Annotated in this window: 10 protein-coding genes; 6 read left to right on the top strand and 4 right to left on the bottom strand. The window is 67.7% G+C overall.

The window, feature by feature from the left end:
- Positions 1-232: 232 nt before the first annotated feature.
- Together AC5P5W_RS18845 and AC5P5W_RS18840 are read left to right on the top strand one after the other, a co-directional pair.
- Complete coding sequence (locus tag AC5P5W_RS18845) at positions 233-1,402, top strand: OprO/OprP family phosphate-selective porin (RefSeq protein WP_046432442.1); 1,170 nt, start codon at positions 233-235, stop codon at positions 1,400-1,402.
- Positions 1,403-1,468: 66 nt separating this feature from the next.
- Positions 1,469-4,111, top strand: a complete 2,643-nt coding sequence (locus AC5P5W_RS18840; RefSeq protein ID WP_014648359.1) for a hybrid sensor histidine kinase/response regulator — start codon at positions 1,469-1,471, stop codon at positions 4,109-4,111.
- Between the two features lie 636 nt (positions 4,112-4,747).
- Here the strand turns inward: AC5P5W_RS18840 and AC5P5W_RS18835 are convergent.
- The 4 genes from AC5P5W_RS18835 to AC5P5W_RS18820 are packed head-to-tail and all read right to left on the bottom strand — an operon-like array spanning position 4,748 to position 8,552.
- On the bottom strand, positions 4,748-5,398 hold the full coding sequence (locus AC5P5W_RS18835; protein WP_014648360.1) for a response regulator: 651 nt from the start codon (positions 5,396-5,398) through the stop codon (positions 4,748-4,750).
- A 28-nt stretch (positions 5,399-5,426) separates the two neighbouring features.
- Positions 5,427-6,482, bottom strand: coding sequence for an ABC transporter substrate-binding protein (locus AC5P5W_RS18830; protein ID WP_495221366.1), 1,056 nt, complete (start codon positions 6,480-6,482; stop codon positions 5,427-5,429).
- Positions 6,479-7,870, bottom strand: coding sequence for a sensor histidine kinase (locus tag AC5P5W_RS18825; protein WP_014648362.1), 1,392 nt, complete (start codon positions 7,868-7,870; stop codon positions 6,479-6,481). The genes AC5P5W_RS18830 and AC5P5W_RS18825 overlap by 4 nt, the downstream gene beginning before the upstream one ends.
- Positions 7,863-8,552, bottom strand: a complete 690-nt coding sequence (locus tag AC5P5W_RS18820) for a response regulator transcription factor (protein ID WP_005419188.1) — start codon at positions 8,550-8,552, stop codon at positions 7,863-7,865. The genes AC5P5W_RS18825 and AC5P5W_RS18820 overlap by 8 nt, the downstream gene beginning before the upstream one ends.
- Positions 8,553-8,796: 244 nt before the next feature.
- Here AC5P5W_RS18820 and AC5P5W_RS18815 point away from each other — a divergent pair, with 244 nt between their 5' ends.
- The 4 genes from AC5P5W_RS18815 to AC5P5W_RS18800 all read left to right on the top strand — a co-directional run bounded on the left by AC5P5W_RS18815 (position 8,797) and on the right by AC5P5W_RS18800 (position 14,630).
- Positions 8,797-9,936: an OprO/OprP family phosphate-selective porin gene (locus tag AC5P5W_RS18815; RefSeq protein ID WP_049440639.1), complete on the top strand. Its 1,140-nt coding sequence runs from the start codon at positions 8,797-8,799 to the stop codon at positions 9,934-9,936.
- A gap of 75 nt (positions 9,937-10,011) precedes the next feature.
- Complete coding sequence (locus AC5P5W_RS18810; RefSeq protein ID WP_005419191.1) at positions 10,012-11,340, top strand: CitMHS family transporter; 1,329 nt, start codon at positions 10,012-10,014, stop codon at positions 11,338-11,340.
- A gap of 24 nt (positions 11,341-11,364) precedes the next feature.
- On the top strand, positions 11,365-12,105 hold the full coding sequence (gene phbB / locus AC5P5W_RS18805) for an acetoacetyl-CoA reductase (protein ID WP_005419193.1): 741 nt from the start codon (positions 11,365-11,367) through the stop codon (positions 12,103-12,105).
- 227 nt (positions 12,106-12,332) lie between these two features.
- Positions 12,333-14,630 carry a TonB-dependent receptor gene (locus AC5P5W_RS18800; RefSeq protein ID WP_069117896.1) on the top strand — a complete coding sequence of 766 codons (2,298 nt, stop codon included), beginning with the start codon at positions 12,333-12,335 and terminating at the stop codon, positions 14,628-14,630.
- Positions 14,631-14,772 lie beyond the last annotated feature (142 nt).

Raw genomic sequence — 14,772 nt, 5'->3', positions numbered from 1 at the left:
GGAGGTGCGACCAATGGACGCCTTTGTACGCGCCAGGCACGCCAGCGCAGATAACCTATTGGTACTAGCCTCCCGGTTCAGGTGGCACAGGTGCCTACACTGGCGCCGCACCGCCCGATCCTGGGGAGGCTGGTGGCCCGGGCTGAACGGCTGGGTGAGTCTTTGCGAAAGTTCCGGCCCTTGCGGCCGTTGATGTCCTGTCCACACGCAATCTGAGAGAGCCGCACCCAACATGCGCCCGAATCCCACCTTGCTGGCCCTGTCGCTGGCCGCCCTTCCCGCTTTCGCCTCGGCCGCCGATTTCGACAACTGGCCGACCAAGTACACCTTCGGTGATGGCACCGAGCTGGCGGCCACCGCCAACATCGCCTACGACTACAACGACTTCTCCTCGGCCAGTGGCCTCGAGGACGACGATGCCGTGCGCCGCAAGGAATTCGGCGCGACGCTGAAAAAGAAGGGCGTCTACGATGCGATGGTCTACTACGACTTCCAGGCCGATACCTGGCTGGACGTGTTCGTGCGCTTCGAGAGCAAGGCCTTCTTCGGCCGTGACGTCGGCCGCTTCCGCTTCGGCTACATGAAGACCCCGGTCGGCCTGGATGCGAACACCTCTTCGCGTGCCGGCAGCTTCCTGGAAACCTCGTTGCCGGTGCAGGCCTTCTACGAAGGCCGCCGCACCGGCGTGGAGTGGGTGCTGGAGCGCCCGCAGTACCTGCTGCAGGCCGGGGCCTATGGCGGCAAGGACCTGCAGGGCGACAACCCCGGCACCACCCAGGCGGTGCGTGCGGTGTGGACGCCGGTGAAGGCACCGGGCGATGTGATCCACCTGGGCCTGGCCTACTCGCAGGAAAACCCGCGTGGCTACAGCGATGGCCGCGACGTGCATCACGAGGCCAGCGCCCGCCTGCGCGCGCGCCCGGAAGCCGGCCTGACCGACATCCGCTACGTCGATTCCGGTGCGCTGGTCACCGCCGACCAGATCCGCCGCACCGGCCTGGAAGGCATCTGGATCCGGGGCCCGTTCTCGCTGCAGGCCGAAGCGCTGCGCGCTACGGTCACCCGTCGTGACGGCAAGCCCGACTACACCGGCAGTGGCCAGTACGCGATGGCCAGCTGGGTGCTGACCGGCGAATCGCGCCCGTACAACGCCGGCGCGGTGGCCAACATCAAGCCGGCGCACAATTACGGCGCGGTCGAACTGCTGGCCCGATACAGCCGTCTCGACCTGGACGATGGCAGCATCCTCGGCGGCCGCCAGCACGACCTGACGCTGGGTGCGAACTGGTACCTGACCAGCCACTTCAAGTTCCAGGCCAACTACGTGAAGGTCGACGCCAGCCGTCGTGGCGTGCACAGCACGCCGGAGATCTTCGAACTGCGCGCGCAGATGCACTTCTGACCCCTTCCACGTCAGACCCCGGCGGGCGTGCACGCCACGCCCGCCGGCCCTGCGTAGACTGCCGCCATGTACTGGCTCAGCCGCCACCGGATGCTGTTGCTGACCCTGCTGGTGATGGTCGGCGGTACCGTGCTGTGCGCGGTCGCCGCCGGTCATTACGCCTGGCGGCGCGCGCTCGGCGAGGAAAGCAGCCAGGTGCAACGCCAGCTGCAGCTGTATGGCCAGGGCCTGCAACAGCGCATCGACCGCTTCGGCACCTTGCCGCAGGTGCTGGCACTTGACCCGGATCTGCTGCATGCACTGCGCGTGCCGCCCTCGCCCAGCGAACGGCAGCGGCTGAACCTCAAGCTGCAACGCGCCAACGAAGTCACCCGTGCCTCGACCCTGACCCTGGTCGGCCACGACGGTGTGGCGGTGGCGGCCAGCAACTGGGACCAGCCGACCACCAATGTCGGCGAGAACTACAGCTACCGCCCCTACTACCGCCAGGCGCTGGCGCAGGGCCGTGGCCGCTTCTACGGCATCGGCATGACCACCGGCGTGCCCGGCTATTACCTTTCGCAGGCCATCGAAGAAGACGGCAAGCGGCTGGGCGTGGTGGTGATCAAGGTCGAGTTGTCCGCGCTGGAGCAGGAATGGCTGAGCAGCCCGGACGTGGTGCTGGCCAGCGACGACCACGACGTGGTGTTCCTGGCCAACCGGGACAGCTGGCGCTACCGGCTGCTGCGCCCGCTGGGAGCCGATGAGCGCCGCGAGATGCTGGACGCCCGCCAGTACGCCGACCGCGCATTGCAGCCCCTGCGCGCACGCACCGAAGACGTGCTGGCCGATGGCGGCCGCATGGTGCGCCTGCTGGATCCGGCGCTGCCGCAGCCGATGCTGTGGCAGAGCCTGCCGCTGCCCGCCGAAGGCTGGAACCTGCACCTGCTGCACGATGCCAGTGCCGCCACCGGCGCCGGCCGCGCCGCCGCACTCACCGGTGGCGCTGCATGGCTGGCGCTGGGCTTCCTGGTGCTGTTCGTGCAGCAGCGCCGGCGACTGGCCAAGCATCGCCTGCGCAGCCGCCGCGAGCTGGAAACCCTGCTCAAGCAGCATGCACAGGAACTGCGTACCGCGCAGGATGGCCTGCTGCAGGCCGCCACCGATGCCGACAGCGGCCTCAGCCGCAGCCTCGAACACCTGCCGCAGGGCGTGGTGGTGATCGACCGCGAGCTGCGCCTGGTCGCGTGGAATTCGCGCTATCTGGAACTGTTCCGCTTCCCGCAGGACCTGGTTCGCGTCGGCCGGCCGATCGAGGAACTGTTCCGCTTCAACGCACGCCGTGGCCTGCTTGGTCCGGGCCCGGTCGATGAAGCCATCGAGCGCCGCCTGAATCACCTGCGCAGCGGCCGCCCGCACATGCGCGAGAGCGAAAAAGACGATGGCACCGTGCTGGAAATCCGCGGCAACCCGCTGCCCGACGGCGGCTTCGTCACCAGCTATGCCGACATCACCAGCTACAAGAACGCCGCGCGCGAACTGCGCTCGCTGGCCGATGCGCTGGAACACCGCATCGCCGAGCGCACCCATGACCTGGAAGAAGCACGCCGCGAAGCCGAGCAGGCCAACCGCTACAAGACGCGATTCGTCGCCTCGGCCGTGCACGACCTGCTGCAGCCGCTCAACGCGGCGCGCATGTTCGTCTCGGTGCTGCGCGGCAAGCTGGGCGACCCGGCGCAGCAGCAGACTGCGGACCACATCGATGCTGCACTGGCCGCGCAGGATGCGATCCTCAATAGTCTGCTGGATATCGCGCGCCTGGAATCCGGCAGCCTGCCGACCCGAGTGCAGGCGTTCCGGCTCGGGCCTTTGCTGCAGACGCTGGCGCGCGAATTCGGCATCGCCGCACAGTCGCGTGGCCTGGTGGTCGACTGGGTCGATACCGATGCGGTAGTGGTCAGCGATGAAGCCCTGCTGCGCCGAATCCTGCAGAACTTCCTGTCCAACGCGCTGCGCTACAGCGAACGCGGCCGCGTGCTGCTCGGCTGCCGTCGCCGTGAAGGCATGCTGTGGATCGAGGTGCACGACCAGGGCCCCGGCATTCCCGACGCGTTGCAGGGCGAGATCTTCGAGGAGTTCCGCCGCCTGCACGACGGCCAGCAGCGCGGCGCCGGCCTTGGCCTGGCCATCGTCGATCGCATCGGCCGCCTGCTTGGGCATCCGATCCGGCTGCGCTCGCAGCTGGGCCAGGGCAGCGTGTTCGCGGTGGGCGTGCCGTTCGGCGAAGCCAGCGCGATTCCCGCTACTGCTCCCGTGCCGGTGCTGGTGCAGGAACCGGCGGCGGACAACCCGCTTCGCGGTCGCCGGGTGTGGGTGATCGACGACGATCCGCACGTGTGCGCGGCCAGCCGCGCGCTGCTGGAGCGCTGGGGCTGCGAGGTGGCGCTGGCCGATGGCCCACAGGCGGCGCTGCAGCTGGCAGCAACAGGCGCAGTACCGGAGCTGGTGCTGCTGGATGTGCGCATGGGCGATCACCATGGGCCGGTGCTGTACGAGACATTGGCCGAATTGTGGCAGGCCCGCCCGCCGGTAGTGCTGGTTACTGCCGAGCGCGATGCGGGGTTGCGTGAGATGGCCGCCGAACGCGGCTGGGGGATGATGGCCAAGCCGGTGAAGCCGCCGGCGCTGCGGGCACTGATGAGTCAGTTGCTGATCCGCCATCGCGGGTAGTTTCCAGCCAACGGCGCAGCCCCTCGTGGGTGGTGTCTGGGTGGTCGCGGAAAGCAGAAGCCGCGGGTGGGCCGGTCGGGTTGGGTACGCGGAGGACGCCGTGAATCCGTCCATGGAGGCTTGCAGCCGCTTGCTCGTGTGCGCTGTCCTGCGCACACGGCAAGACCCGGGTTGGGCGTCCTGCCCAACCCGCCCGAGGGATGCCTCGGGCCCATGCGGCTGACACCCCCGCGCACCCAACCCGACCGGCCTCCGACAGATTTCGGTGGCCTGCACCCACGGAGAAGAAAATAAGATCAAAAGCGGGTCGCGCGCTGCGCTTGCTCGTGTAGAGCCGAGCCCATGCTCGGCTTCACGGACCGGCCAGAAAGCAGCCGAGCGTGGGCTCGGCTCTACAAAAAGCGGCCTGTCAGGCTGCCTTTGCTTTTGATCTTCTTTTCTCTTCCGTGGGTGGATGCGCACGGAACCTGTCCGTGGCCGGGCAGGTGGGCTGCGCAGGGGCGTGAGCCGCATGGATGCGGCGACCGAGCTTACATGGATGTACTTGCAGCGGCCCCTGTGCAGTCCACCTGCCCGGCCTCACCCATGAACTGCTCTACGTGTCCACCCACGAGGGGCTGCGCCGTTGGCTGGAAACTACAGCCCGATGCCGGCGTCGCCCTCGGGCTCCAGCGCCTTCACCAGCACCGCCGCCTGTGTGCGGCTGTGGCACTCGAGCTTCTTCAGGATGGCGGTGACGTGCACCTTCACCGTGTTCTCGGCCAGCCCCAGGGTGTAGGCGATCTGCTTGTTGAGCAGGCCATCGGCCAGGCAGAGCAGCACGCGGAACTGCTGCGGGGTCAGCTGGGCCAGGCGGCTGGCCAGTAGTGCATCGGCCTCGGAACGCTCGGCGGCCATCGCCGGGAACCACAGGCCGCCATCGAGTACTGCCTGCACGGCCTCGCCGATGGTCTCGGCCGGCGCGGACTTCGGGATGAAACCGGCGGCGCCGAACTGCTGGGCACGGCGGATCACCCGCGGATGGTCGTTGGAGGAAAGGATCACCACCGGGATGTCCGGATGCGAGCCGCGCACGTGCAGCAGCGCGGAAAAACCGTGCGCGCCGGGCATGGTCAGGTCGAGCAGCACCAGGTCCACGTCCGGCTGTGCGTCGAGCGCCTCGGCCAGCGCATCGGCACTGGCCACCTCGCGCACCTGCGCCAGCGGCAGGCTCTGCCGCAAGGACTGCACCACCGCCGAACGCAGCAGCGGGTGGTCGTCGGCGATCAGGATGGTGTATTCGCTCATGCCGCCATTGTACGGGCAGGCCGGAGCCTCAGCGCCCCGCCGGCTCGACGCTGCTGCGCCAGGCATCGAGGAACTGGCGGCGCTTGAGCGCATCCAGGTACACCAGCAGGCCCGGGCCGAGCTGGATCGGACGCCGGCTGCGGCCGGGCGCATCGTCGCCACGTGCGTTGCCGGTCACGATCGGCATCAGCCGCGCCTCGCGCGACAGCACCTGCTGGCCACGGGGCGACAGCAGGTAGTCGAGGAAGCGCCGCGCTTCTTCCGGGTGTGGGCCGGTACGCGGAATCACCGCGGTGCGCAGCACCACCAGCGTGTAGTCCTCAGGCTCGACGATGGCCAGTGGCGCGCCGGCATCGACCCGTGCCTGCGCGTAGGAACCAAGCACGTTGTAGACCAGCGACAGCTCGCCGCTGGCCACCTTGTCCAGCAGCATGCCGGTGCGCTCTTCGCGCACCACGTCGTTGTCGCCGAGCGCCCCCAGCAGCGCGCCGGCGATGCTGCCGCGCTGCGCATCCTGGGTTGCCAGCAGGTAGCCGACACTGCTGCGCTCGATGTCATAGGTGCCGACCCTGCCGCGCAACGGTGCACCTTCGGCACGCAGCCGGTCCAGCAGCTGGCGGCGCGTGTGCGGCACCTTTGCCGAAGGCATTGCGCGGGTGTTGTAGACCATCACCACCGGCTCGTAGCTGATGCCGAAGGCCTCGTTGCGCCACTGCGCCCAGGCTGGCAGCGCAGCGGTCAGCGCCGAGCGATGTGGCAGCGCGTGGCCATCGTTGACCAGCTTGGTCTGCAGGTCCATGCCGCTGGAGATCAGCAGGTCCGGCGATGCCGGTCCACCGCGGTCGTGCAGGTAACGCGCGTACAGGTCCTGGGTGATGATGTCCTCGTACACCACCTCGGTGCCCGGGTGCAGCCGCTGGTAATCGGCAATCACCACCGCGAACACTTCGATGTCGGTAGTGCCGTGAATGCGCAGCTGCGCGGTGGCCGCCCCCTGTGCGGGAAAACGACGCACATCGCCGGGCGCGGCCAGCACCGGCAGGGCCAGCAGCAGGGCAACGGCCGTGGCAAACAGGCGGATCATGGACTGCTCCGTGGCAGGCGGATGGTGGCGATCAGCCCGCCCTGCGGGCGGTTGCTGAGGTCGATGCGGCCGCCGTGGCTGTCGACCACCCGCTTGACGATGGCCAGGCCCAGCCCGGCACCGCCGGATGGCGCGCCTTCGCCACGCGCGAAGCGCTCGAATACGCGTTCGGCATCGGCAGCCGCGATGCCTGCGCCATGGTCGGCGATGGTCAGCACGGCCTGCCCGCTTTCCACGGTCAGCGCGATCTGCAACGGGCCGTCGCCGCCGTACTTCAACGCGTTGTCGACCAGGTTCTTGATTGCCTCGCGCAGCAGCAGCGCGTCGCCATGCACCTGCACCGGCTCGGCAGTCATCGCCAGTTGCACGCGCGGTGCCGGGCTTGCCTGCGGCAGTGCTTCATGCAACGCCTGGTGCACGGTCTCGGCCAGATCCACCGCCGCAAAGCGCTGCAGGTGCGAACGATGGATCACGCTGGCATCGCTGAGCAGCTGGTTGAGCAGCCGGCTCATATGCGTGGCGTTGCGCTCGATCGCCTGCAGGCTGCGTCGCATGTCCTCCGGATCGTCATCATCCAGCGCCAACTGCGCCTGAGCTCGCAATGCCGCCAGTGGCGTGCGCATCTGGTGTGCGGCCTCGGCCATGAACGCGCGCAGTGTCTCGTTGCTGCTGGACAGGCGTTCCATGAAGCGGTTCAACGCGGCCACCATCTGGTCCATCTCGCGTGGCACGCGGGCATCGAGCGGCTTCAGGTCGGACGGCTCGCGGCGCGACAGCTCGCGCTCCACCCGCACCAGCGGCCGGAACGCACGATGCACGCCGAACGCCACCAGCGCCAGCAGCAGCCCGGACAACACACCGATCGCCAGCAATGCACGATTGACCATGTCCTGCGCAACGGCTTCGCGCGCGCGCCGGGTCTGGCCCACCTGCACCTGCACCTCGCCCTGTGCCGAGGCCGCGGCGAAACTGCGGCCGACCACCACGAAGCGCACGGTTTCGCCGCTGTAGGGGGCGTCGAACAGCTGCGGCTGGGTACCGGGCCTGCGCGGCGGTGTCGGCAGATCACCGTAGCCGGTGATCAGCGTGCCGCGGCTGTCGGCCACCCGGTAGAACACGCGGTCCTCCGGCGCCATCGCCAGCAGGTCCAGCGCCGCATAGGGCAGATCGACCTGCCACTGGCCGTCGACCAGGGCCACCGAATCGGCGATGGACAGCGCCGAGGACACCAGCAGGTGATCGTAGGATCGGTTGGCGGCGCGCTGGCCGTAATCGCGTGCGGCGAACAGCAGGGCCACCGCGAACACCGCCAGCAGCACGCCGAGGTAGAGCAGCAGCGTGCGCCGCAGCGAACCCGGCGCCGCAGTCGCAGCACGCGTGTCAGCCATCGGCGTCGGCATGGGTATCGCTGGCTTCCAGCAGGTAACCGACGCCACGCACCGTGGTGATGCGCAGCGGCGCGCCCGCCAGCTTCTTTCTCAGGCGACCAACGTACAACTCGATGGCATTCGGGCCCGCTTCGTCATCGAAACCAAACAGGCCGTTGCCGATCTCGTCCTTGCCGACCACCTGGCCAAGACGGCCGACCAGGATCTCCAGCAGGCGGTACTCGCGGTTGGGCAGTTCGATCGGCTCCCCGTCGAGGCTGACCCGGTGCGCCGCGTTGTCGAACTGGAAGCCGCCAATCTGCACCACTTCGCTGGCCTGGCCGCGCGCACGCCGCAGCAGCACGCGGCAGCGCGCTTCGAACTCGCGGAAATCAAACGGCTTGCCCAGGTAGTCGTCGGCCCCCACATCCAGCGCCTGCACGCGATCTTCGATGCCGTCACGCGCGGTCAGCATCAGCACCGGCGTGCTGTCACCGCGCTCGCGCATGCCGGCCAGCACGCGCAGGCCATCGAGCTTGGGCAGGCCGATGTCCAGCACCACCAGGTCGAAGCTCTGGTAGCGCAGCACGCTGGCAGCGGCCAGGCCATCGGCCTGCCAGTCCACGGCGTGCCCGCTGCGGCGCATCCGGCGGATGATCGCATCGGCCAGATCCGGATTGTCTTCGACCAGCAGCAGGCGCATGGGCACACGGGTGGGAGGGGAACCGAATGCTACCGCATGCCGCCGCTGGGCTCGCCGGGCGCGGCACGGCGAGCCCAGCGGCCTGTGCTTTTCGCTGCACCGCACAATCCGTTGACAGGACGATGACAGCTTGCCCGACCCAGACTGCGGCCGCGCACCGTCCGGTGCCCACGATTGCCGCGCGCCTGGCGCGCACCTGGGAGGGTTTGTGGAATTCACGTTTGCCTGGCGGCGTCCTGCCGCCATGATGGCGCTGGCTGTCCTGTCGGTGCCGGCCTTCGCCGCCGAAGACGACCTTCCGGTCACCGCCACCCTGGGTGGCCGCCTGCACCTGGACTTCGCCACCTTCGACAACGACAACCGCGGTACGCCGAACAAGGATGACACCGAGATCCGCCGCGCCTGGGTCGATGTGTCCGGCAAGTTCTTCGTGGTCGACTACAAGCTGGAAGCCGACTTCTCCGGCGACCGCGTCGAGGCCAAGGATGTCTACCTGGCCCGCAGCTTCGGCAAGGCGGGCAAGCTGACCGTGGGCCAGTTCAAGCAGTATTTCTCGCTGGATGACCGTACCAGCTCCAACTACGGCAGCTTCCTGGAGCGCGGCAACGCCGGCACCACGCTGGCGCCGCTGTACCGCCTGGGTGCGTCCTGGCAGGCCAACCCGGGCGACTTCACCTGGGCGGCCAGCCTCTACAGCCTGGAGAGCATCGACGCCTGGCAGGTGAAGGGTCGCGCGGCGGGTGGTCGCATCACCTGGGCGCCCTCGCCCAGCGACGGCGACGTGCTGCACCTGGGCCTGTCGCTGGCCCGCGAGGCGTACGACAACCCCGGCGCCAATGGCGTGCCCGGCCTGCGCATCCGTCCGCGCCCGGCCGGCCACCTGTCCGACGAGAGCCGCCTGACCCTGGTCGACTTCTCCGCCGGCCGCGATACCGACGTCAACAAGTGGTCGCTGGAATACGCGCAGGTGCGCGGTCCGCTGTCGTGGCAGGGCGAGTTCAGTGGCGCCACCTTCGATGACGGCGCCCAGCGCGGCGACGTGATGGCCGCCTACGGCATGCTCAGCTGGTTCGTCACCGGCGAAAGCCGCGCCTATGACCGCAAGACCGGACGCTTCGCGCGGGTGAAGGACATCCGCCACAAGGCCGGTGCATTCGAAGTGGCGCTGCGCTACGACCAGATGTGGGGCGCGCAGCACCTTGATGGCGCGCCGGACCTGCGCCGCGGCAGCACCGAAGCCTGGACGCTGGGCGGCAACTGGTACCTGCGCGACAACCTGCGCTTCATGCTCAACGTGATCGAAAGCCGCAACCGCGACCGCCTGGCCGGGGTCACGGTGGACCGCACCCGCGCGGTCACCGGCCGCCTGCAGTACGACTTCTAGGCCTGACATTCCGGGCGCGCGGCGCCCGGCCCCTTCCACTCCCCACGTCCTGTTTTCGCAAGGAGTCCGCAGATGATGCTGAGCATCCTCGGCTTTGGCATGGTCATTACGTTCATGTACTTGATCATGAGCAAGCGCCTGTCGCCGCTCGTCGCCCTGATCACCATTCCCATCCTGTTCGCGCTGATCGGTGGCTTCGGTGCCGGCATCGACGAGATGATGCTGGAGGGCATCAAGAAGATCGCGCCGACCGGCGTGATGCTGATGTTCGCCATCCTCTACTTCGGGGTGATGATCGATGCCGGCCTGTTCGATCCGCTGGTGCGGGTGATCCTGCGCTTCGTCAAGGGCGATCCGATGAAGATCGTGCTTGGCACCGCCGTGCTGGCGATGCTGATCTCGCTCGATGGCGACGGTTCGACCACCTACATGATCACCGTCTCGGCGATGCTGCCGCTGTACCAGCGGCTGGGCATGAACGCGCTGAACATGACCTGCGTGACCATCCTCGCCGGCGGCGTGATGAACCTGACCCCGTGGGGCGGCCCGACCGCACGCGCGGCCACTGCGCTGCACGTGGACCCGGCCGATGTGTTCGTGCCGCTGATCCCGTCGATGGTGATCGCCTGTGCCGGCGTGCTGCTGCTGGCCTGGTACCTGGGCCTGAAGGAACGCCGTCGCCTCGGCGTGGTGACCCTGCCCAAGGGCGGCAGCTGGATGGACAACAGCGTATCGGACGACAGCAATCCGCTGCCGACCGTGGAAGACGCCGAGGACATCAAGCGCCCGAAGCTGCTGTGGGTCAACCTGGCCCTGACCGTGGCGCTGATGACCGCGCTGATCATCGGCGTGCTGCCGATGCCGGTGCTGTTCATGGTCGGCTTCGCCATCGCCCTGGTGATCAACTACCCGAACCTGGCCGAGCAGCGCCGCCGCGTGGTCAACCACGCCGGCAACGTGCTGTCGGTGGTGTCGCTGATCTTCGCCGCAGGCATCTTCACCGGCATCCTCAACAACACCGGCATGGTCGAAGCGATGTCGCACAGCTTCCTGGCGGTGATTCCGGAGTCGTGGGGCCCGTACCTGGCGGTGATCACCGCGGTGGCGTCGATGCCGTTCACCTTCTTCATGTCCAACGACGCGTTCTACTTCGGCGTGCTGCCGATCCTGTCCGAGGCCGCCGGCAACTACGGCATTACTCCGGTGGAAATGGCGCGCGCCTCGCTGGCCGGCCAGCCGGTGCACCTGCTCAGCCCGCTGGTGCCGTCCACCTACCTGCTGGTGGGCCTGGCCAAGGTCGAATTCGCCGACCACCAGAAGTTCACCCTGAAGTGGGCCATCGCCATCTCGATGCTGCTGATGATCGGCAGCCTGCTGTTCGGCCTGTATCCCCTCGCCGCCTGACCCTTTGCCAAGGAGCCTTCTGCAATGACGCTTCGAATCGCTTACGTCACCAGTGGAATGGGCAGTGTCGGCACTGCCATCTGCCAGAGCCTGGCCCGCAGCGGCCACACCGTGGTTGCCGGCTGCGCGCCGAACTCGCCGCGCAAGGCCAACTGGCTGCGCGAGCAGCGCGAACAGGGCTTCGACTTCATCGCCTCCGAAGGCAACGCGACCGACTGGGCCTCGACCAGCGCCGCGTTCGCCAAGGTCCGCGCCGAAGTGGGTGAGGTCGATGTACTGGTCAACAACTCCGGCGGCAGCCGCGACCTGCTGTTCCGGCAGATGACGGTGGAGGACTGGAACGCGGTGATCGCCTCCAACCTCAACGCGCTGTTCAACCTGACCAAGCAGGTGGTCGACGGCATGGCCACGCGGGGCTGGGGCCGCATCATCAACATCGGCTCGGTCAGCGCCCACAAGGGCCAGATCGGCCAGGTGAACTACGCCACCGCCAAGGCCGCGATGCATGGCTTCAGCCGTGCGCTGGCCGCCGAAGTGGCTTCGCGCGGCGTCACCGTCAACACGCTGTCGCCGGGCTACATCGCCAGCCAGGCGATCAGCAGCTTCCCGCCGGATGTACTGGACCGGCTGGCGGCCTCGGTGCCGGTCCGCCGCCTGGGTCGCCCCGAGGAAGTGGCCGGCCTGTGCGCCTGGCTGGCCTCGGATGAAGCCTCGTACGTGACCGGCGCCGACTATCCGGTCAACGGTGGCCTGTACATGGGGTAAGCCAGTCTCCACGCTGCGCGTGGACCGCCTCCCCCACGGAGTGCGCGGGGCCGGTGAACCTTTGCTTGCGAAGGGAATCCGGCCCCTTTTTCATCCGGCTGCGGGACCTGCGCGGGTACCCGGCACCATTCGTTGGTTTTCCGTAAAGAAGGTTTCATGTTCCGTTCGCATAGTGGCCCTGCACCGCGCACGCGTACCGGTGATCACCCCCCATGCAACGGACCACCATGCAGACCCGACACCTGACGATCGCCGTAGCGATCGTGCTCTCCGCCGCTGCCAGCGCCCATGCCGCCACCACCGCCGATACCGGCGCCAGCACCGATGCCGCGCTGAGCGCGCAGACGCTGGATACCGTCTCTGTGATCGGTCAGGGCGAGACCCGCCAGGTGCAGCGCATCACTGCCGTGGACAAGCAGGTGCTGCCGCCAGGCACCAGTGGCCAGAAGATCCTCGATCGCCTTCCGGGCGTGTCGGTGCAGTCCAACGATGCCTTTGGCGCCAACGAGGAATCGCAGACCATCAGCCTGCGCGGCTTCGACAAGAGCCGCCTGGGCTACACGCTGGACGGCATCCCGCTGGGCGACAACAGCTACGGCAATTACAACGGCCTGAGCATCGCCCGCGCGATCATCGCCGAGAACCTGGCCGGCGCCGAACTGTCGCAGGGCATTGGTTCGCTGGGCGTGGCCTCGACCAGCAACCTGGGCGGCACCATCCAGTATTTCTCGATGGATCCGTCCACCGAATTCGGTGGCCGCGCCAGCGTCACCGTCGGCGACAACCACCAGCGCCGCGGCTACCTGCGCGTGGACACCGGCGACCTCAACGGCTTCTCGGCCTATGTGTCCGGCGTGCACCAGGACCAGGACATGTGGGCCGCGCCGTACCAGAACCAGACCACCCGCCAGTTCAATGCCAAGGCAGTGTGGAACGTTGGCGACCACCGTTTCGGTGCGTTCGTGGCGACCTCGCGCGCCAGCCAGGCCAACTATGCCTACCTGTCCAAGGACATGCTGGCACGCGGACTGGGGTATGACTGGAACATCTACGCGCCGGACTGGGATCGCGCCGTCGCCGCCGCGTACTGCGCGCCTGGCACCTACAACAAGGCGCGCTGCAAGTTCAGCGGCGGCGTCAACAGCATCGACGATGCGTACTATCAGAGCCGTGCGCTGCGCGACGACAACCTGTACTCGGTCGATGCCGACCTGCGCCTGGGCGAGCAGGGCCGCCTGAAGCTGCTGGCCTACCACCACGACAACCGTGGCCAGGGCCACTGGTGGGCACCGGGCCAGCCGTCCTACCCGGGTACCGACAGGATGCTGCCGATCTCGATCCGCAGCACCAACTACACGATCAACCGCGATGGCCTGACCGCCGCGCTGTCGTGGACGGTGGGCATCCACGAGCTGGAAGCCGGCCTGTGGTACGAGCAGAACGACCATAACGTGTCGCGCAACTTCTACTACATCAGCGGCCCGTTCCTGGACGACCTGTACCTGAAGAACCCCGACCGCTTGCTGTTCAACCAGGACTTCGACATCCGCACGCGCCAGTTCTACGTGCAGGACCGCATGCGCTTTCTGGACCAGCGCTTGACCGTGGACGTGGGCATCAAGAGCCCCAACACCCGCATGCGCGCCACCGCGCAGCCCGGCGTTGAAACCCGCATTGCGTCGGGCACACTGACCGCCAAGGAATCGGTGCTGCCGCAGGTAGGCCTGGGCTTCAAGCTCAACGCCAACAACGAGCTGTTCGCCTCCTACGCCGAGAACATCGCCGCCTTCGTCGGCGGTGGCAGCGGCGGCCCGCTGCAGGTGTCGCCGGAATCGTTCGCGGCCAGCGCCGGGCTGGAGCCGGAGAAGTCCAAGAGCCTGGAAGCCGGCTTCCGCACTTTCGGTGAGAAGTACCAGGCCTCGATCGCTGCATACAACGTCAAGTTCGACAACCGCCTGCTGTCGCTGAACCCGTGTTCGAGCATCGAAGTCGGCACGCGCCCGGAGTGCGTGACGCGCTTCATCAACGTCGGTTCGGTGAAGAGCCATGGCGCGGAACTGACTTTCATCCTCAAGCCGATTGATGGCCTGCAGTGGTACAACGCGCTGTCCTGGAACAAGACCACCTACGAGGATGACTACACCTCGGGCGGTGCGATCGTTCCGGTGGCCGGCAAGATCACGGTGGATACGCCGCAGCGCATGGCCTCCAGCGAGATCAGCTGGAACCGCGACGGCTTCTTCGCCAGCCTGCGTGCGAAGTACACCGGCAAGCGCTACTACACCTACACCAACGACCAGTCGGTGCCGGGCGTGACCACCTTCGACGCCGGTGCGGGCTACGATTTCGGCCCGGGCCTGGGCCTGCGCAACGTGCGGGTGTCGTTGAACGCGACCAACCTGACCAACAAGCGCTACGCCGGCCAGCTGAGTTCGTTCGCACCGACTGATCCGAAGGGCACGCGCTATGCGATCCATGCGAGCGCACCGCGGCAGCTGTTCATGACGGTGGCGGCGGAGTTCTAGGTCAGAAGCGGGCGCTGCGGCGCATTGAGTGTTCCTGCATGGCGCAGGTAGGCAGGCCCATGCAGGACACGCCGTAAACCCGTCCTTGGGGGCTCGATGGCGCCATCCATGGCGCCAACGGTCCTGCATGGGCCTGCCTACC

This window comes from Stenotrophomonas sp. YJH_SMC_123 (assembly GCF_059368215.1).
Note: the sequence above shows the minus strand (reverse complement) of the source record. Positions and strands in the feature narration are given on the sequence as shown.